The organism is Paracoccus sp. T5 (genome assembly GCF_048538155.2).
Taxonomy (GTDB): domain Bacteria; phylum Pseudomonadota; class Alphaproteobacteria; order Rhodobacterales; family Rhodobacteraceae; genus Paracoccus.
In genome coordinates, this window is the sequence record NZ_CM135809.1 from 3125339 (window position 1) to 3141997 (window position 16659).

Here is a 16659-nt window from a genome sequence, read left to right on the forward strand (position 1 = left end):
CGGATCGGGCTGGAGGGTGGGGCGGGATGACAGGCAAGGCGGGGATGACGGGCGGGGGCGCGGCGCGGAGCGAGGGGGCGCGGCGGGCGAATTACCACTATATGGCGGACGCGATGCGGATGCTGGAATGGGACCTGCACAGCACGGTCCTGGCCCGGATGCGGATTCCCGAGGAGTGGCACCGGATCGCGCAGGAGCGGGGGCGGGTCGCCAAGACGCGGGTCACGCTGCGGCTGGATGCGGATGTGGTGGCGTTCTTTCGGTCGATGGGGCCGGACTGGCAGGTGCGGGTGAACCGGATCGTCAGCGCCTGGATGCATGCGCGGCTGGCGGGGATGATCGAGGGGGCCGAGACGATGGACTACCTGTCGCGCCGCGCGGGTGAGGGGCTGGACGGTCCCCGCCCGGAATTCGGCGACCTGCAGCGTGCCGAGGATGCGGCCTGGGCCGAGATGGGCGAGGCGCCCCCGCCCTCGGGTGGGCCGGGGGTGCCGATGGAGGGGCCTCGACGGATGAGTGCTGCGGGGAAGCGGGCGTTGCTGGAGGAGATGAAGGGGCGGAGGGGGTTGTGAGGTGGTTTCAATTGGACCAGATCAAGCTGCATAGTCTTTAGCTGCCGCGACTAGATCAAGCGTCGAGTATCTCTCCGAACTAGCAACTGGATGTGTCGCATAAACTAGTTTGATAAAATCTGCCCAGTATAGCTTGCGCGTTACTTCAATAACGTGATCTATGGACTTCTTTTCAGCGTCGCTTAGTTTAGGCTTATAATGCCGATCCGCTATCTTAAAGAGAAGCTTTTTTCCACCATACATATTTTGCTCTTCGCTGACCTCCAAAAGGTCAGTCCGCGCCGCTGCTGCTTCTTTGACACGCCAAACAAAAGGACCATGGCTGTCGAAATACCACTTTATGTCAGTAATCTGTTTGCCACGAGTGACGCAACTGTGCCAATCAGCTAAATAAATCATCTTGGTCAATCGAGCATTTGATAGCTCGTGAGATAGTGCGCCGGGGTAATGCTTTACCGTGTAATATATTACATCTAGTAAATCGGTCATTATAAACCTACCCGCCTTGGATCATTTGGATCAGCTATGTGCGGCAAAAAGCCGTGTAGCAGGCGTGCTAGCGGCTGCGTAGTTTCTTCAAGTATCTGCCTGAGTTCTTCCTCAACAAACTGCTCGCAGTAGAGCGACTCTACCACAAGAACGCCGATGGCGTCAGCATCAATCATGATCCGCTTCGCCGCAAACATTCGTGGCTTCATATTTAAACGCCGAGTCGCCTCACGACTCATTTGATAGTTTTTCGCCATATAGTCGGTATAGCCAGATAGACTAGTAGGATCAGGCATGTTGTCCATAAAGTGCCAGTCCTCTTCCCAAGCCCGGCCGATGCATCCCTTGCTATCCGAGAAACTCGTGCGCCCCTTACGCTTGAGATTTGGACTGTAGGAAAATCGACCGCATGGAATAAACACGTTTTGGGAGGGCTTATGAACATACAACGATATGCGTTGGCCACCAGTCTGGTTGAGAGGGAGTTGGTCGCCGACACCACGCAAGACGACGCCTAAGGTTTCAGGAATGTTTTGAACTACAGCCCCGAGTTGATCCCGGAGATCTCTGACTTCTTTATGGAGCCGTTTAACGCTTCTCTGGCGGACGAAGTTATAGGCAGTTCCAACAAGGGCAGCCAACGCACATACAACGATTATCGAATAAAGATTGAAGCCTTGCAGTAAAGCGAAGGCACCGCTCCATTCAGGATGTTTCGACGCAACTTTTTCAAGATTAAAGCTCAGAAATATTGAAAAGAATGCAGTAAGGGATGTCCCAACGGGCTGAACCCAACGAAACACCCACCCATCAAGGGTTCTGAAAATCCGGCTCACGAAGCTACGGGCGCGAGCGAGTCCAAAGTTGCTCATCAAAAACCGCATTTTTGGTGAGCCTAGTGGAGGCTATCCTACATTTCAAGCCTGCAGCGACCGCACCCCGACTTCCCCTTCCTCCCGCGACTTGATCGCCGCCACGGCGGCAATGCTGCCTGCGGCCGTGGTGAAGTAGGGGATCTTGTCGTAGAGGGCGACGGCGCGGATTTCGCGGCTGTCGGCGATGGCCTGGACGCCTTCGGTCGTGTTCAGCACCATCGCGATGTCGTCGTTCTTGAGGCGGTCGACGATGTTCGGGCGGCCTTCGTAGACCTTGTTCACGCGCTCGGACGCGACGCCGTGGGCGTCGAGGAAGTCGGCGGTGCCGGAGGTCGCGACCAGGGTGAAGCCCATGTCGACCAGGTCGCGGGCGGCCTGGGCCAGGGCGTCGGATTTGTCGGCGTCCTTGACCGACAGGAAGACGCGGCCCTGGTGCGGCAGGTCGGTGCCCGCGCCCATCTGCGCCTTGAGGAAGGCGCGGGCGAAGTTGCGGTCCCAACCCATGACCTCTCCGGTCGAGCGCATTTCGGGGCCGAGGAGCGTGTCGACGCCGGGGAAGCGGGCGAAGGGCAGCACGGCCTCCTTGACCGAGAACCAGGGGGTGATCGGGTCGGCCAGGGTCAGCGGGTCGGCGAAGGGCAGGTCGGTTTCCGGGCCGACGCCTTCGGGATAGGGCGCGCGGGCGGGGAAGTTCGACATGGGTTCGCCCGCCATCAGGCGCGCGGCGATCGAGGCGATGGCGCTGTCGGTGGCCTTGGCGACGAAGGGGACGGTGCGGCTGGCGCGGGGGTTGACCTCCAGCACGAAGATTTCGCCGTCCTTGAGGGCGAACTGGACGTTCATCAGGCCCTTGACCTTGAGCGCGCGGGCCATGGCGGTGGTCTGGACCTTGAGTTCCGCGATGGTGGCGGCGTCCAGCGTGTGCGGGGGGAGCGAGCAGGCGCTGTCGCCCGAATGGACACCGGCCTCTTCGATGTGCTCCATGATGCCGGCGACATGGACGGCTTCGCCGTCGCAGAGGGCGTCCACGTCGACCTCGATCGCGCCCGAGAGGTAGCTGTCGAGGAGGACCGGGCTTTTGCCCGAGACGGTCACGGCTTCGGTGATGTAGCGGCGCAGGTGGTCCATGTCGCGCACGATCTCCATCGCGCGGCCGCCCAGCACGTAGGAGGGGCGGATGACCAGCGGGAAGCCGATGCGTTCGGCGATGGCGATGGCCTGGTCGTCGCTGCTGGCGATGCCGTTGATCGGCTGTTTCAGGCCGAGGTCGTTCAGCAGTTTCTGGAAGCGTTCGCGGTCTTCGGCCAGGTCGATGGCGTCGGGGGTGGTGCCCAGGATCGGGATGCCCTCGGCCTCCAGCGCGTTGGCCAGTTTCAGGGGCGTCTGGCCGCCGAACTGGACGATGACGCCGTGCAGGGTGCCGTTCTGCTGTTCGGTGTGCAGGATTTCCAGCACATGTTCGAAGGTCAGCGGTTCGAAGTAGAGGCGGTCGGAGGTGTCATAATCGGTGCTGACCGTTTCCGGGTTGCAGTTGATCATGATCGTCTCGTAGCCCGCGTCGGTGAGCGCGAAGCAGGCGTGGCAGCAGCAATAGTCGAACTCGATCCCCTGGCCGATGCGGTTGGGGCCGCCGCCGAGGATCACGACCTTCTTGGCCGCGGTGGGGCGGGATTCGCATTCCACATCGCCCATCGCGGGGGCTTCGTAGGTCGAATACATGTAGGGGGTCTGGGCTTCGAACTCGGCCGCGCAGGTGTCGATGCGCTTGAAGACGGGGCGGATGTCGAGGTTGCGGCGGGCGCGGCGGATGTCGGCCTCGTCACGCCTTGCCAGATGCGCCAGGCGGGCGTCGGTGAAGCCCATCATCTTGAGGCGGCGCATGCCGTCGGCGTCCTGGGGCAGGCCGTTTTCGCGCACGACATGTTCGGCGTCGACGATCTCGCGGATGCGGGCCAGGAACCAAGGGTCGAAGCGGGTGACGCGGTGGATTTCGTCATTGCTGAGGCCGAAGCGCATCGCCTCGGCGACGACGCGGATGCGGTCGGGGGTGGCCTTGGAGAGCGCCGCGATGACAGCGGGCTTGCCTTGGTCGGCGGCGCCTTCGATGGCGATCTCGTCGAGGCCGGTCAGGCCGTTTTCCATCGAGGCCAGGGCCTTTTGCAGCGACTCGTGGAAGCTGCGGCCGATGGCCATGACCTCGCCCACGGATTTCATCGCGGTGGTCAGCTCGGGTTTGGACCCCGGAAACTTCTCGAAGGCGAAGCGCGGGATCTTGGTCACGACATAGTCGATCGAGGGTTCGAAGCTGGCGGGCGTGACCTTGGTGATGTCATTGTCCAGTTCGTCCAGGGTATAGCCCACGGCCAGTTTCGCGGCGATCTTGGCGATCGGGAAGCCGGTGGCCTTGGAGGCCAGCGCGGACGAGCGGCTGACGCGCGGGTTCATCTCGATCACGACCATGCGGCCGTCGGCCGGATTGATCGCCCATTGCACGTTCGAGCCGCCGGTCTCGACGCCGATCTCGCGCAGCACGGCGATCGAGCCGTTGCGCATGATCTGGTATTCGCGATCGGTCAGGGTCAGGGCGGGGGCGACGGTGATCGAGTCGCCCGTGTGCACGCCCATCGGGTCGACGTTCTCGATCGCGCAGACGATGATGGCATTGTCGTTGCGATCCCGCACGACCTCCATCTCAAATTCCTTCCAGCCCAGCAGGCTTTCGTCGATCAGCACCTGCGCCATGGGCGAGGCGTCCAGACCCGAGCGCACGATGCGTTCATAGTCGTCACGGTTGTAGGCGACGCCGCCGCCGGTTCCGCCAAGGGTGAAGGCAGGGCGGATGATGGCGGGCAGGCCGATCTCCTCCAGCGCCTCCATGGCCTGGGCGACACCGGCCGAGACGTCGTACTTGCCGCTGGCCAGCTTGGGAGCGGCGATGATCGTGGCCTTGGGATTTTCCAGCCCGATGCGGTCCATCGCCTCGCGGAACAGCTTGCGGTCCTCGGCCATCTCGATGGCGCTGCGCTGCGCGCCGATCAGCTCGACCCCGTAGCGGTTCAGCGCGCCGCTGTCGGCAAGGGCCAGCGCGGTGTTCAGGCCGGTCTGCCCGCCCATGGTGGGCAGCAGCGCGTCGGGGCGTTCCTTGGCAATGATCTTTTCGACCACCTCGGGAGTGATGGGCTCGATATAGGTCGCATCGGCCATTTCCGGGTCGGTCATGATCGTCGCGGGGTTCGAGTTGACCAGGATGACCCGGTAGCCTTCCTCGCGCAGGGCCTTGCAGGCCTGGGCGCCGGAGTAGTCGAATTCGCAGGCCTGCCCGATGACGATCGGTCCTGCCCCGATGATCAGGATCGATTTGATATCGGTTCTTTTCGGCATGGTCCTGCCCCCGGGCTGACTGGTTGGTTCGGCAAATCGTCCGGGGTTATAGCCAAGCAGGGCTGGGGCGCAAGGTGCGGCGGTCACCGAAACCCGGGAAAGTGCGCGGGGTCCGGCAGCCGTTCGGGCGGGGCCCGATCAGCCGCCCGACAGCAGCGTCAGGGCCGCGCTGTAGCGGTTGGGAACCGGCGAGACGGTCAGCTGCGAGCGGGACATGTAATTCTGCACCAGCCGGTCCACGGTCTGGGGCTGGGTGAGGTCCTTGAAGCTGGCGCTGCCCAGGATGCGTTCGGACGCACGGGTGAATTCCTCGACCTGCCGGTCGATGGGCAGCCGGCCATAGGACTCGCTGAACCCGAAGGCGCCTTCGAAAACCTTGCGCAGCGGCGGGTTGCCCAGCACCTCGAACCAGAGCGTGCGGTCGCTGGAGCTGCGCCCGGCCAACTGTCCCAACTCGCGCCGGGCGTTCAGCGCCAGGCGCATCGTCTCGTCGCCCTCTCCGACGCGGCGCTCGTATTCGCGCTGCACGAAGGCCTGTCCCACCGTGTCGGCCAAGCCTTCCCTGGGTTTCGCCCCGCCATAGCCGAAGGCTTCGGCCAGGCGCAGGTAACGCTTGTCGGCCAGCCGGTTCACCAGCGACTTCTTGTCCGCAGGGTCGGACTCCAGCACCTTTCGGATGAAGGCCTTGTTGGCGATGTCCCCCTCCAGCCCGAAGGCGGAGAGGGCGGTGCTGAGCAGGCGGTAGTCCTTGACCAGCTCCTCGGCCTTGGTGGCCCGCGCGATGTTCTCGCGGAAGTAGGTCGTCGAGCGCTGCACCACCGGATCCTTGGCGATGGACTGGATCTGCCGCGCCTCGCTGCGCTGCAGGATCTTCCAGCCGGCGATGCCGCCGATCCCGATGACGATGGGCATGCTCATGCCGGACTCACTGTCGTACGGCCGCGAACAGGCGTGCCTCGCGCGGCAGCAGGTCGCGCAGCTTGCGCATCACCTGGTAGGCGTTGTCGCTCACCGCGGCCTCGGTGGCCTCGGCCAGCAGGACGCGGCTGTCGCGATCCTCGAAGACCTGGCTCAGCTGCTCGATGGCCAGCAGCAGCTGGCGGCGCCCCTCAGCCGGGTCGGCGTCGCCTGACAGGATCAGCTGCGCGATATAGCAGGCGCGCGAGACGGGGGTGCGGGCGCTGTCAGGATGGATCGCGTCGCGCAGGCGCAGGACGTTCACGTTGGGTGTCTTGATGGCGATCCGGGCGCGGCGGTCGCCGTTCTCGATCACGGCGCCGTTGATCAGGACGCGTTCATTCGGGGCAAGCTTGAGGACGAGGCCGCTCATGCGCCCCCCTCGCCGCGCAGGCCGCGCATGATGCTGAGATTGATGTCGATCAGCGGATCGGTCTTGGCATCGCCCTGCGTCACGGCGCGGCCGTGTCGGATCGCGAAACCGGCCAGCGAGATCAGGCCCGCCTTGGTTTGGTCGGGAAGCGCGTTGCCGGGCTCGGCCAGGTCGGCCGCCAGCAGCGTCCACAGCTCGGTGTTCTTGTAGACCGCCTGGATCGTGTCCGGGTTGTCGGCCTGGCGCGGGGCCTGGCGCAGCAGGCGCGTCACCCGCGAAAAGATGTCATATTCCGCGTCCCGCGCCGTGCGCAGGCCGGCGGATCTGTAGCCATGTTCGTTCAGTGGCGTTACCGCGTTCAAGATCGTTCTTCCCGTTCTGGTAGGATCATGGGGATGGCGGGCGCCAGAAGGCGCCCGCCGGCCTTATCAGCGGAACAGCGACATCACGGCGCCCGGCGCCTGGTTGGCGATCGACAGCGCCTGGATGCCCAGCTGCTGCTGGGTCTGCAGGGCCTGGAGGCGGGCCGAGGCTTCCTCCATGTCGGCATCGACCAGCGAGCCGATGCCGGTCTTCAGCGAGTCCGCCAGCTTGCCGACGAAGTTCGACTGGTCGCTGATGCGCTTGCCGGCCGAACCCAGGTCGGCTGCGCCCTGCACGGCGGTGTCGATCAGCGCCTCGATCTCGCCGACGGCGGTCAGCGCGGTGGCCGAGTCGGAGATGGCCGTCAGGGTGGCGCCGGCGATGTTGGCTTCGAAATCGACGCCAGCGACTGTGATGCTGCTGGCAGTGGTCGCCGCGACGCCATTTGCACGGTCCAGCGAGCCGAGAACCGTGAATTCGGTGCCGACCGTGCCGCCGGTATCGGTCGCCAGCAGGTTGATGCCGTTCATCTGCGAGGCGCCGATGATCGACGTGATCTGCTCCATCTTTGCGGTGAGGTCCGTCTGGATCTTGGTGAAGTCCGCCGAGTCGTTGGCGCCACCGATGGCAAGGTTTTTCATCTCCTTCAGCAGGTCGGTGATCTGCTCGGCGCCGGCGCGAGCGGTACCCACCACGGCATCCGCCACGTTCAGGTTCGACTGGATCGTCTTGAAGGACGACTGGTCGGTCTCCATCACCTTCGAAATGGCCCAGACAGCCGCGTTGTCCTTGGCGTTGGCGACGTTCTTGCCGGTCGCGATGTCGCTCTGGGTTTTACCCAGCTGCGAGTTGATGTTCTTCAGGGTCTGAAGGGCCACCATCGCGCTGTTGTTGGTCAGAATGCTGGTCATATTCTCAATCCATCAAAGGTGCTTTGCACCGGGTTTGCATGAGGCCTTCTGACCGATCGGGCGGTTGCCCTGCGCCTTTCCTTGGCATGTCACCGTTCTAACTGCCGGTGATTTACAACTAGTGAATTCCCTCCATTCGCTCAAACAAACCTTTTGGCGCATTTTACTAAAAGCGCTGCGGAAGGTTGGCCTGTGTGGTCGTTACATGGCGCCGGCCGCGGGAATCATAGGTCTGCAGGCTGCGCGCGGCCTGGACGATGGCGCGGACCTGCTCGGCCGCCTGCTGAGCGCCCTGCAGCGCGGCCTGCGCCAGGTCGCGCAGCTCGGCCAGGGCTGGCTCCAGCGTCTCGCGCGCGTCGGGGGCGACGCCCTGGCGGGCGGCGCTGCGGGTCAGGTCGTCGATTCGCGCCAGCGCAGCCTGGGCATCACCGGACAGAAGCGCGGCGCGGATCTGGGCGACATGGCGGGTCAGGGCGCGGCTCATTGCACTTGCCCCGACAGGATGCGCCCGAAGCCCAGGTCCAGGCGCCCGGCCAGCAGGGCTGCATGTTCGCGCGTCAGGAAGCTGGCGAACTGCTCCTCTCCGGCGCCGCCGGAAAAGCCCCCCTCCGATGCACCGGGGCCGCAATATTTCAGCATTTCTTCCAAGAATGCCTGTTCAAGCTGATCGGCGACTTTGGCACCGGGCGGGGGCGGCGTCTGCACCGCGGAAATTGCTTCTATTTGCATGACAACCCTTTGCGATATTCGAGCACGGCTTCAGAATTAACCAGGCGCGGTAAATTATTGGTAAGGAATGAGAGGTATTCCGGAAAAAACCCCGCGAGGCTTTTGGATGACCGATCTTCTTCCCATTTCGACCCCGCCGGCGCGCCCTGAGGCGATGCTGTGGCAGCCCACCGCGGCAAGCGGAGAGGAAGCGGATTTCCTGGCGATCCTTCCGACGGCAGATCTCGGGCAGGCCTGGCCCTTGGGGACGATGCTGTTGCCTGAGGGGGGTCTGGCTCCGGAGGCGGGGGAGGCTGATGCGTCCGCGCTCGACACCGACCCGCTGACATTCTGGCTGGAGGCGAGCCTGGGCCTCAGCGCCGGTTTCCAGCCCCCGCCGCAGCCCCTGCCCCGGGGGCTGGCGCTGCCGGATCTGCCTGTGGCGGTGGCGTCGCAACCGGCTGCGGCGCAGGGGATGGCCCAACTGCCCGCGCTGCCGGAGGGTGCGGCGGGGCCGGATGATTCTGTCGCACTGGAATCCGCCATGGTCGATGCTGTGCCGCAGTCGGCGCCGCCTTTCCAGCCCGAGGCGCAGGAGGTCGGCTTGCCCGCGTCGCAGGCCGATCATGAACCCGCGGCGATGCCGGAGGCGGCAAAACGGGCTGTGGCGGACGCTGCGGCGGTGCCTGCGCTGAATCGGGGACCCGTGCCTGCAGCAGTGCCGGCCGTCGAGGGGGAGGCGGGGACGCAGCCTGCCGCCGAAGGTCCGGCCGATTCGGGGTCCATGGAGCGCGCTGCCCCTGCGGAGGCAACGGTGCGGCGCCCCGATGCCCCCTCGCGCGCCCTGCCCGAAGGGCTGGCCTCCCTGCCCGATCCGACGGCGACCGAGCCCCGCCTGCAGCGGGAGATGGGCGCGCCCGAGCGTGTGGCCTCGGCCGCTGCCGGACCTGCCGGCCCGGCCGAGGCGCGGCCGGTGCTGAACCAGGTGACGCAGGCCTGGGTCAGCGCGACCGGCGACCGCACCGATATCGCCCTGTCCCCCGAGGAACTGGGGCGGCTGCGGCTGGTGTTTTCGGGGCATGACCGCAGCCAGGTGACCATCTGGGCCGAGCGGCCCGAGACGCTGGACCTGGTGCGCCGGAACGCTGACCTCCTGACCCAGCAGCTGGCCGAGGCGGGCGTGCCGGCCGGCAGCCTGGAGTTCCGCCAAGGCACGCAGCGCGACTGGCCGCAGCCCGCCCGCAGCATGGGCCGCGCAGAAGGCGGGCCCGATCCCCTTCCCGGCCCGGCCCTGCGCCCGGCCCCCGCGCCGCTGAGCGACCGGCGCCTCGATATCAGATTGTAGGAGAGAGAAATGGTAGAGGCGATTGGCGGCCCGGCGGCCCCGACAGTTCCGACCGGCATCAACGGCGGCAGCCTGGCCGGCGCCGGCGCGGGCGCGGATTTCGAGACCTTCCTGCGCATGCTGACGGCGCAGCTGAAGAACCAGGACCCGATGAACCCGATGCAGAGCACCGATTTCGCCATCCAGCTGGCGACCTTTGCCGGGGTCGAGCAGCAGGCCCTGGGCAACAAGTACCTGGCGCAGATGGCGGGGCAGACGGGCGCGGGCGGCATCGGCGGCATCGCCGGCTGGATCGGCAAGGAGGCGCGGACCACGGCGCCGGTCTGGTTCGGGGAGCAGCCGCTGACGCTGGAGGTGGCGCCGCATGCTCAGGCCGACAGCGTGCAGCTGGTCACGCGGAACGAGCAGGGGCGCGAGGTCGCGCGCGAGGAGATCGGCCCCGGGTCGGGCCAGGTGGACTGGTTCGGGCGCGGCGAGGGCGGCGGCAAGCTGTCCGACGGCCTCTACAGCTTTGCGGTGGAAAGCTGGCGCGGCGGCGAGAAGATCGAGGACAGCCGTGCGGGCGCCTATGCCCGCATCGTCGAGGCGCAGGTCGGGGCCGAGGGCGGGCGCGTCGTCTTTCAGGGTGGCGGATCGGCCCCGGCGGCCGAGATCACCGCGCTGCGCGATCCGGCCTGAGCGGGGCGGTCACGCGGGGGCCAGGCGGGGCAAAAAGCTGCCGCCAAGGCCGGTGATGCTGGCGCGGATGCGTTCCGTCGCGGGGCTGGGGGCGCGGTCGGCGCGATGCAGCAGGTACCAGCTGCGCTGGATCGGCAGGCCGATGGCCGAGAGCGCGACCAGCCGGCCGCTGCGCAATTCCTCGGTGCAGGTGTGCTGCGAGATGAGGGCGATGCCGAGGCCCGCGATCACGGCCTGCTTGATGGTCTCATTCGTGCCCATCTCGACTGCGCGCCAGGTGGCGCCCTCGCCGATGCGGTCCAGGAAGCGCGTCATCAGGATGCGCGTGCCCGATCCCTCCTCGCGCGAGAGGAAGGTCTGGGTCAGCAGGTCGCCCGGCGTCACCGGGTCCTGGGCCGCCAGCGGATGGTCGGGGGCGGCGATGATGACATGGGGATGCGGCCCCAGGGGGTCGGCGATGACGGCGGGTTCGCGCGGCGGGCGGCCCATGATGGCCAGGTCCAACTCGTCCCCCGTCAGCGCGGCCAGGATCGCGTCGCGATTGCCGATCCGCAGCGTCACCTCGATCTGCGGCAGGGCGCGCTGCAGGGTCGCGACCAGGAAGGGCGCGAAATACTTGCCGGTCGAGACCACCCCCAGGACCACGTTGCCGCTGTGGCCCTGGCGCAGCGCCGCCACCTCGCGCCCCGCACGGGCCAGGGCGGTCGCGACCTGCGCCTCGGCCAGCAGCAGGGCCTCACCTTCGGGCGTGGGGCGGAAGGCGCCGTGTTCGGCCCGCTGAAGCAGCGCGGCACCGGCCAGATCCTCCAGCGATTTCAGCTGGCCGTGGACCGCGGGCGGAGTCAGCCCCAGTTGGGCGGCGGCCAGGGTCAGGCTGCCGCTGTCGGCGACGGCCCGCAGGGCGCGCAGCTGGCGCAGGGTCAAGGCATCGGTGCGCATCTTCACGTTTCCTGAAATCCGGTTCTGCCTTATTAAATTTTCCAAAACTTCCGCGACTGTCAATCTCCCTTCATGCCGATCGACGCCGAGGGAGGGGCCGATGACCGCGCCACATATCGACATGACCCAGATCCCCGACCGTTTCCAGGCCGTCATGCAGGCCCTGGCGCGGGGGGCGGTGACCCTGTCCGGCGTGATCCGCAGCGGCAGTTCCGATCTGGGGCGACAGGTCGGGACGAACACCGACGGCGACGGGCAGAAGGCGCTGGACCTGCAGGCCGATGCGCTGTTCCTGGACGCGCTGCAATCCGCAGGCCTGCGTTGGTATGCCAGCGAGGAACGGGCCGATCCCGTGGCCCTCCAGCCGCAGGGCGGGCTGGCCTTGGCCATCGACCCGCTGGACGGGTCCTCCAACATCGACACCAACGTGTCGATCGGGACGATCTTTGCGATCCATCCGGCGGAGGCGACGGCCGAGGCCAGCTTTCTGCGTCCGGCCCGCGACCTGCTGGCTGCCGGCTATGTCATCTATGGGCCGCGCTGCTGCCTGGTGGTCAGCTTTGGCGCGGGCACGCAGCTTTACACGCTGAACCCCGACACCGGCTGCTTTGACCTGACCGAGGGGCGGGTGACGCTGCCGGCGGCTTCGGCGGAGTTTGCCATCAACGCCTCGAACTATCGCCATTGGCCGCGGCCGGTCCGGGCCTATATCGACGACTGCCTGGCCGGCGCCGAGGGGCCGCGCGCCAAGAATTTCAACATGCGCTGGATCGCGAGCCTAGTGGCCGAGGCGCATCGCATCCTGATGCGCGGCGGCATCTTTCTGTACCCCGCCGACGGTCGGCCCGGCTATGAGCGCGGCCGCCTGCGGATGCTGTATGAATGCGCGCCCATCGCCTTTGTCATCGAGCAGGCGGGCGGGCGGGCCACCGACGGCGCCCTGCCGATCCTGGACGCCCGGATCGCCAGCCTGCACGGCCGCACCCCCCTGATCTTCGGCAGCGCCGACAAGGTGGACCGCGTCGCCGGCTATCACGACCTGCCCGAGGCCGAGGTCTCGGCCCTGTTCGGCCATCGCGGCCTGTTCCGCGCCTGAGGTATCCATGAGCAAGAAGCATCCCATCATCTCGGTCACAGGCTCGTCCGGCGCGGGGACGACCACGGTCAAGTCGACCTTCGACCAGATCTTTCGCCGCGAGGGCATCACGGCGGTCAGCATCGAGGGCGATGCCTTTCACCGCCATGACCGCGCCGCGATGAAGGCGGAGCTGGAGAGCCGGCTGGCGGCGGGCGACGCGACCTTCAGCCATTTCAGCTATGACGCCAACGAGCTGGAAAAGCTGGAGGACATCTTTCGCGTCTATGGAGAGACCGGCACCGGCGAGACGCGCCACTATGTCCATGACGACCGCGAGGCGGAACGCTGGGGCACCGCCCCTGGCACCTTCACCGACTGGGCGCCCTTCGAGGACGGCAGCGACGTCCTGTTCTACGAGGGGCTGCACGGGGCGGTGGTCAACGACCGGGTCAACCTGGCGGTGCTGGCCGACCTGAAGATCGGCGTGGTGCCGGTCATAAACCTGGAATGGACCCAGAAGATCCACCGCGACAAGGCGAGCCGGGGCTATTCGACCGAGGCGGTGACCGACACGATCCTGCGCCGGATGCACGCCTATGTGCACTGCATCTGCCCGCAGTTCACCCAGACGGACATCAACTTTCAGCGGGTGCCGGTGGTGGACACCTCGAACCCGTTCATCGCGCGCTGGATCCCGACGGCGGATGAAAGCCTGGTGGTGATCCGCTTCCGCAACCCGCGCGGCATCGATTTTCCCTACCTGACCCAGATGATCGACGGGTCCTGGATGAGCCGTGCCAATTCCATCGTCGTTCCGGGCCCCAAGATGGACCTGGCCATGCAGCTGATCCTGACGCCGATGATCCTGCGGCTGGTCAGCGACGCGAAACGCGCCTGAGGAGGATGCCATGAACCAGATGACCCGCATCGATGCCGCGCAGGAGACGCGGATGGCCACTGCGATCCGCGCCCTGGCGATGGACGCGGTCGAGGCCGCGAAATCCGGCCATCCCGGCGCGCCGATGGGCATGGCGGACGTGGCCACGGTGCTGTTCCACCGCTTTCTGCGGGTGGACCCGGGTGATCATCGCTGGCCCGACCGCGACCGCTTTGTCATGTCGGCGGGGCATGGCTCGATGCTGGTCTATGCCATCAACCACCTGCTGGGATACGATGACATGGGCATGGACCAGATCCGCGCCTTCCGGCAGATGGGATCGCGCACCGCGGGGCATCCGGAATACGGCCATGCCAAGGGGATAGAAGTCACGACCGGTCCCCTGGGGCAGGGGATCAGCACCGCGGTCGGCATGGCGCTGGCGGAACGCATGGCCGAGGCCCGCTGGGGCAGCGACCTGGTCAATCACTGGACCTATGTCATCGCGGGCGACGGCTGCCTGATGGAGGGGATCAGCCACGAGGCCATCGACCTGGCCGGGCATCTGGGCCTGGGCCGCCTGATCGTCCTGTGGGACGACAACGGCATCACCATCGACGGCGGGACGGACCTGTCGACCTCGACCGACCAGAGGGCCCGCTTTGCCGCCGCAGGCTGGCATGTGCAGGCCGTCGATGGCCATGACCGCGAGGCCGTGGCGGCTGCGATCGAGGCGGCGCGGGCCGACAACCGCCCGTCGATGATCGCCTGCCGGACGGTGATCGGCAGGGGCGCGCCGACCAAGCAGGGCAGCCATGAGGTTCACGGATCGCCCCTGGGCGCCGAGGAGATCGCCGGTGCCCGCCTGGCGCTGGACTGGCCGCATCCGGCCTTCGAGATCCCCGAGGATGTCACCCGGGCCTGGCGGTCGGTGGCCCAGCGCGGGGCGCAGGCGCGGGCCGAATGGACGGCGCGGCTGGAGGCGTCGGACCGGCGCGCGGGTTTCCTGGCCGCCCAGGCCGCGCCCGATGCGGCGGCCCTGCGCGGTGCCATCGCCGAATACTGCCACCAACTGGTCGCGGACCGGCCCAAGGTCGCCACCCGCAAATCCAGCGAGATGGCGCTGGAGGTGGTGAACCGCACCCTGCCCCACACGATCGGCGGCAGCGCGGACCTGACCGGGTCGAACAACACGCGCACGAAGGGGATGGTCGCTGTCAGCCGGGACGACTTCGGCGGCCGCTATGTCCATTACGGGATCCGCGAACATGGCATGGCCGCCGCGATGAACGGCATCGCGCTGCATGGCGGGTTCATTCCCTATGGCGGCACCTTTCTGGCCTTTGCCGACTATTCCCGGCCGGCGATCCGGCTGGGTGCGCTGATGGGGGTGCCGGTCGTCCATGTGATGACCCATGACAGCATCGGCCTGGGCGAGGACGGTCCGACCCACCAGCCGGTCGAACAGATCGCCGCCCTGCGGGCCATCCCGAACCTGCTGGTCCTGCGCCCCGCCGATGCGGTCGAGACCGCCGAGGCCTGGGAGATCGCGCTGACGCAGCCCGCCACGCCCTCGGTCCTGTGCCTGTCGCGCCAGAACCTGCCGGCCGTGCGGATCGAGGATGAGGCCGCGAACCGCAGCGTGCGCGGGGCCTATGTGCTGCGCGCCACCCCGGTCGCCCGCGACGTGACGCTGATCGCCACCGGGTCGGAGGTCGAGATCGCCCTGGCCGCGGCCGACCTGCTGGCCGGGGCGCGCATTCATGCCGCCGTCGTCTCGGCCCCCTGTTTCGAGCTGTTCGCGCGGCAGGACCGGGCCTATCGCCAGGGCGTCTTGGGCGACGCCCCCCGCATCGGGGTGGAGGCCGCCATCCGCCAGGGCTGGGACCTGTTCCTGCGCCCCGAGGACGGGTTCGTGGGCATGACGGGCTTTGGCGCCTCGGCCCCCGCGCCCGAACTTTACCGCCATTTCGGCATCACGGCGCAGGCCGTGGCGGACCTGGCCAAGCACCTGATCAAGGGAGAGGACTGATGGCGCTGATCACGCTGAGGCAGCTTCTGGACCATGCCGCCGAGCATGGCTATGGCGTGCCCGCCTTCAACATCAACAACATGGAACAGGGGCTGGCCATCGTGAAGGCGGCCGCCGGCGTGGATGCGCCGGTGATCCTGCAGGCCAGCCGGGGCGCGCGCAGCTATGCCGGCGACATCATGCTGCGCCGCATGGTCGAGGCGCTGGCCGAGATGAACCCCGGCGTCCCCATCTGCCTGCATCAGGATCACGGCAACAACCTGGCCACCTGCATGTCGGCGATCCGCCACGGCTTCACCTCGGTGATGATGGACGGGTCGCTGCACGAGGACATGAAGACGCCTGCCGATTACGGCTACAACGTCGCGATCACCGCCAAGGTGGCTGAGGCGGCCCATGCGGTCGGCGCCTCGGTCGAGGGCGAACTGGGCGTGCTGGGGTCGCTGGAAACCGGCGAGGCCGCGGCCGAGGACGGATCGGGTGCCGAGGGCAAGCTGGACCACAGCCAGCTGTTGACCGACCCCGACCAGGCGGTGGATTTCGTGGCGCGGACCGGCTGCGATGCGCTGGCCATCGCCTGCGGGACCAGCCACGGCGCCTACAAGTTCACGCGCCAGCCGGACGGCGACATCCTGGCCATGCATGTGATCGAGGCGATCCACCGGCGCCTGCCCGGCACGCATCTGGTCATGCACGGCTCGTCCAGCGTGCCCCAGCACCTGCAGGACCTGATCAACGATGCGGGCGGCGAGATGCCCCAGACCTGGGGCGTGCCCGTCGAGGAGATCGAGCGCGGCATCCGCATGGGGGTGCGCAAGGTCAATATCGACACCGACTGCCGCATGGCGATGACGGGGCATTTCCGCAAGGTCGCCCGCGACATGCCGTCCGAATTCGACCCCCGCAAATTCCTGATCCCCGCCATGAAGGAACTGACGGATCTGTGCCGCGACCGGTTCGAGCGGTTCGGCACGGCGGGACATGCCCACCAGTTCAAGGTCATCGCGATGGACGAGATGGCCAGACGATATGCGTCGGGGGCCTTGGACCCGGCCATCACCGGCGCGAAAGCCGCCTGAAG

Annotated in this window: 17 protein-coding genes; 7 read left to right on the forward strand and 10 right to left on the reverse strand. The window is 66.8% G+C overall.

Going from position 1 to position 16659, the window contains the following annotated elements; translation table 11 throughout:
* Nucleotides 1–26: 26 nt before the first annotated feature.
* Nucleotides 27–572: a BrnA antitoxin family protein gene (locus tag ACNR9W_RS15440; RefSeq protein WP_419268455.1), complete on the forward strand. Its 546-nt coding sequence runs from the start codon at nt 27–29 to the stop codon at nt 570–572.
* 21 nt (nt 573–593) lie between these two features.
* On the opposite strand, the gene ACNR9W_RS15445 is transcribed toward ACNR9W_RS15440, so the two are convergent.
* The 9 genes from ACNR9W_RS15445 to ACNR9W_RS15485 all read right to left on the reverse strand — a co-directional run bounded on the left by ACNR9W_RS15445 (nt 594) and on the right by ACNR9W_RS15485 (nt 8560).
* Nucleotides 594–971: a Panacea domain-containing protein gene (locus ACNR9W_RS15445; protein ID WP_458478747.1), complete on the reverse strand. Its 378-nt coding sequence runs from the start codon at nt 969–971 to the stop codon at nt 594–596.
* An 89-nt stretch (nt 972–1060) separates the two neighbouring features.
* The gene (locus tag ACNR9W_RS15450; protein WP_419268457.1) at nt 1061–1897 is read right to left on the reverse strand and encodes a hypothetical protein; all 837 of its coding nucleotides are present in this window, start codon (nt 1895–1897) and stop codon (nt 1061–1063) included.
* A gap of 81 nt (nt 1898–1978) precedes the next feature.
* A complete protein-coding gene (gene carB, locus ACNR9W_RS15455; RefSeq protein ID WP_419268458.1) occupies nt 1979–5317 on the reverse strand; it encodes a carbamoyl-phosphate synthase large subunit in 3339 nt (1112 codons plus the stop codon).
* A 138-nt stretch (nt 5318–5455) separates the two neighbouring features.
* The gene (locus tag ACNR9W_RS15460) at nt 5456–6235 is read right to left on the reverse strand and encodes a DUF1217 domain-containing protein (protein WP_419268459.1); all 780 of its coding nucleotides are present in this window, start codon (nt 6233–6235) and stop codon (nt 5456–5458) included.
* A 7-nt stretch (nt 6236–6242) separates the two neighbouring features.
* The gene (gene flbT / locus ACNR9W_RS15465; protein WP_419268460.1) at nt 6243–6647 is read right to left on the reverse strand and encodes a flagellar biosynthesis repressor FlbT; all 405 of its coding nucleotides are present in this window, start codon (nt 6645–6647) and stop codon (nt 6243–6245) included.
* Complete coding sequence (gene flaF, locus ACNR9W_RS15470; RefSeq protein ID WP_419268461.1) at nt 6644–7009, reverse strand: flagellar biosynthesis regulator FlaF; 366 nt, start codon at nt 7007–7009, stop codon at nt 6644–6646. The genes flbT and flaF overlap by 4 nt, the downstream gene beginning before the upstream one ends.
* A 66-nt stretch (nt 7010–7075) precedes the next feature.
* The gene (locus tag ACNR9W_RS15475; RefSeq protein ID WP_419268462.1) at nt 7076–7921 is read right to left on the reverse strand and encodes a flagellin N-terminal helical domain-containing protein; all 846 of its coding nucleotides are present in this window, start codon (nt 7919–7921) and stop codon (nt 7076–7078) included.
* A gap of 166 nt (nt 7922–8087) precedes the next feature.
* Nucleotides 8088–8405, reverse strand: coding sequence for a hypothetical protein (locus ACNR9W_RS15480; protein ID WP_419268463.1), 318 nt, complete (start codon nt 8403–8405; stop codon nt 8088–8090).
* Complete coding sequence (locus tag ACNR9W_RS15485) at nt 8402–8560, reverse strand: flagellar biosynthesis protein FlgJ (RefSeq protein WP_419268835.1); 159 nt, start codon at nt 8558–8560, stop codon at nt 8402–8404. The genes ACNR9W_RS15480 and ACNR9W_RS15485 overlap by 4 nt, the downstream gene beginning before the upstream one ends.
* A gap of 196 nt (nt 8561–8756) precedes the next feature.
* On the opposite strand from ACNR9W_RS15485, the gene ACNR9W_RS15490 reads away from it, so the two are divergent.
* Both ACNR9W_RS15490 and ACNR9W_RS15495 read left to right on the forward strand, forming a co-directional pair.
* Nucleotides 8757–9974: a flagellar hook-length control protein FliK gene (locus ACNR9W_RS15490; protein WP_419268464.1), complete on the forward strand. Its 1218-nt coding sequence runs from the start codon at nt 8757–8759 to the stop codon at nt 9972–9974.
* Between the two features lie 9 nt (nt 9975–9983).
* Complete coding sequence (locus ACNR9W_RS15495; protein WP_419268465.1) at nt 9984–10652, forward strand: flagellar hook capping FlgD N-terminal domain-containing protein; 669 nt, start codon at nt 9984–9986, stop codon at nt 10650–10652.
* A 9-nt stretch (nt 10653–10661) separates the two neighbouring features.
* On the opposite strand, the gene cbbR is transcribed toward ACNR9W_RS15495, so the two are convergent.
* Complete coding sequence (cbbR, locus tag ACNR9W_RS15500; protein ID WP_419268466.1) at nt 10662–11591, reverse strand: LysR family regulator CbbR; 930 nt, start codon at nt 11589–11591, stop codon at nt 10662–10664.
* A 100-nt stretch (nt 11592–11691) separates the two neighbouring features.
* On the opposite strand from cbbR, the gene ACNR9W_RS15505 reads away from it, so the two are divergent.
* The 4 genes from ACNR9W_RS15505 to fba are packed head-to-tail and all read left to right on the forward strand — an operon-like array spanning nt 11692 to nt 16657.
* The gene (locus tag ACNR9W_RS15505; RefSeq protein ID WP_419268467.1) at nt 11692–12687 is read left to right on the forward strand and encodes a class 1 fructose-bisphosphatase; all 996 of its coding nucleotides are present in this window, start codon (nt 11692–11694) and stop codon (nt 12685–12687) included.
* 7 nt (nt 12688–12694) lie between these two features.
* Nucleotides 12695–13567: a phosphoribulokinase gene (locus ACNR9W_RS15510; protein WP_419268468.1), complete on the forward strand. Its 873-nt coding sequence runs from the start codon at nt 12695–12697 to the stop codon at nt 13565–13567.
* Nucleotides 13568–13586: 19 nt separating this feature from the next.
* A complete protein-coding gene (tkt, locus tag ACNR9W_RS15515; RefSeq protein ID WP_419268836.1) occupies nt 13587–15578 on the forward strand; it encodes a transketolase in 1992 nt (663 codons plus the stop codon).
* Nucleotides 15578–16657, forward strand: a complete 1080-nt coding sequence (gene fba / locus ACNR9W_RS15520) for a class II fructose-bisphosphate aldolase (protein WP_419268469.1) — start codon at nt 15578–15580, stop codon at nt 16655–16657. Before tkt ends, fba begins: the two co-directional genes overlap by 1 nt.
* Nucleotides 16658–16659: the final 2 nt, after the last annotated feature.

Excerpts from the sequence above, each read along its gene's own strand:
- ACNR9W_RS15475 (WP_419268462.1), bottom strand. The coding sequence starts at position 7,921 with ATGACCAGCATTCTGACCAACAACAGCGCGATGGTGGCCCTTCAGACC.
- ACNR9W_RS15445 (WP_458478747.1), bottom strand. The coding sequence starts at position 971 with ATGATTTATTTAGCTGATTGGCACAGTTGCGTCACTCGTGGCAAACAG.
- ACNR9W_RS15460 (WP_419268459.1), bottom strand. The coding sequence starts at position 6,235 with ATGAGCATGCCCATCGTCATCGGGATCGGCGGCATCGCCGGCTGGAAG.
- ACNR9W_RS15480 (WP_419268463.1), bottom strand. The coding sequence starts at position 8,405 with ATGAGCCGCGCCCTGACCCGCCATGTCGCCCAGATCCGCGCCGCGCTT.
- ACNR9W_RS15490 (WP_419268464.1), top strand. The coding sequence starts at position 8,757 with ATGACCGATCTTCTTCCCATTTCGACCCCGCCGGCGCGCCCTGAGGCG.
- ACNR9W_RS15485 (WP_419268835.1), bottom strand. The coding sequence starts at position 8,560 with ATGCTGAAATATTGCGGCCCCGGTGCATCGGAGGGGGGCTTTTCCGGC.
- carB (WP_419268458.1), bottom strand. The coding sequence starts at position 5,317 with ATGCCGAAAAGAACCGATATCAAATCGATCCTGATCATCGGGGCAGGA.
- flbT (WP_419268460.1), bottom strand. The coding sequence starts at position 6,647 with ATGAGCGGCCTCGTCCTCAAGCTTGCCCCGAATGAACGCGTCCTGATC.
- ACNR9W_RS15495 (WP_419268465.1), top strand. The coding sequence starts at position 9,984 with ATGGTAGAGGCGATTGGCGGCCCGGCGGCCCCGACAGTTCCGACCGGC.
- ACNR9W_RS15510 (WP_419268468.1), top strand. The coding sequence starts at position 12,695 with ATGAGCAAGAAGCATCCCATCATCTCGGTCACAGGCTCGTCCGGCGCG.
- cbbR (WP_419268466.1), bottom strand. The coding sequence starts at position 11,591 with ATGCGCACCGATGCCTTGACCCTGCGCCAGCTGCGCGCCCTGCGGGCC.
- ACNR9W_RS15440 (WP_419268455.1), top strand. The coding sequence starts at position 27 with ATGACAGGCAAGGCGGGGATGACGGGCGGGGGCGCGGCGCGGAGCGAG.
- ACNR9W_RS15505 (WP_419268467.1), top strand. The coding sequence starts at position 11,692 with ATGACCGCGCCACATATCGACATGACCCAGATCCCCGACCGTTTCCAG.
- fba (WP_419268469.1), top strand. The coding sequence starts at position 15,578 with ATGGCGCTGATCACGCTGAGGCAGCTTCTGGACCATGCCGCCGAGCAT.
- tkt (WP_419268836.1), top strand. The coding sequence starts at position 13,587 with ATGACCCGCATCGATGCCGCGCAGGAGACGCGGATGGCCACTGCGATC.